This window comes from Mucilaginibacter sp. P4_G9, assembly GCF_056400985.1.
In genome coordinates this window covers 1-1057 of record NZ_JBFUKF010000811.1, presented here as the reverse complement: position 1 = coordinate 1057, position 1057 = coordinate 1, and the positions used below count along the sequence as shown (strand labels likewise).

The window sequence follows — 1057 nt, the reverse complement described above, 5'->3', positions numbered from 1 at the left end:
GTATAAGGAGACGAAAATCCAAAAAAATATAATGTAGCGCTCGACTATGTAATAGGTAATCGCCTGTCAACATATTTTGAATACATGTCTGATTACGATGCCGAACGATGGTTTATTGCCCGGGTCACGCCGTTATTTGATCGTAATAACGCGTACATGAAGCGCATTTCTATAGCAATTACAGATATATCCGGGCAAAAAAAATATGCCGACGCCTTAAAGGCTAATGAGGCGCTTTTACTGGAGGCCCAGGCCATTTCAAAAACAGGCAACTGGTGGTATGAACCCGGCACTAATGAAACCTATTGGTCTGACAATTTGTATACTTTACTCGAGATTGACAGTATCCCTGCAAATTCCAGCAGATTTCATTACTACATCAGCCTTATACACCCTGATGACCGGGGAACCGTCGAAGCTTATTTATCAAGCGTACATACCATTACAACCCCCAAGCTTGAGCATAAATTTATTACCCCAAAGGGTAATTTAAAATATATCAAGATCACCCGTGGTGGGCTTTTACGGGATGACGACGGCAATCACAAACGCATTTTTGGTGTATTACAGGATGTTACCGAAACTAAGCTAGCCGAAAAAGCGGTAAAAATTAGCCAGGTAGAGCTAATGGAAGCACAAACCATTGCCAAAATAGGTAACTGGAAATGGAATTTAACCAATAATGAGCTTACATGGTCTGATGAACTAAATATCATCTACGAAATTGAGGCTGATACAAATCATGAGCAAAATTTGGTTAAGCTGGTGTTAAAGCATGTACATCCTAATGACAGGCATATATTAAAGCGCCTGTTAAAAGATCCGGAAAACTTAATAAATATTTCGCGCGAGTACCGCATTATTACACCAAACGGAAATATAAAATACCTGAGCATTATTATAGGCAAGCAAATGAGGCGCGATGATGGCAGCATACGTAAATTTATTGGCACCTTGCAGGATATAACCGAGCGCAAGCAGGCGGAGTTGGATTATCGCCAGTCGGAAAGTAAATACAAACTGGTTTTAGAGGCGATTAACCTGGCAGCCTTAACCC

The 1057-nt window shown here is 40.8% G+C and carries 1 protein-coding gene; it reads left to right on the top strand.

Annotated elements, in window-relative coordinates:
* Nucleotides 1-84: 84 nt before the first annotated feature.
* Nucleotides 85-1057: PAS domain-containing protein (locus AC1DPZ_RS27815; protein ID WP_477409633.1), on the top strand; the 973-nt coding region annotated here is incomplete at its 3' end.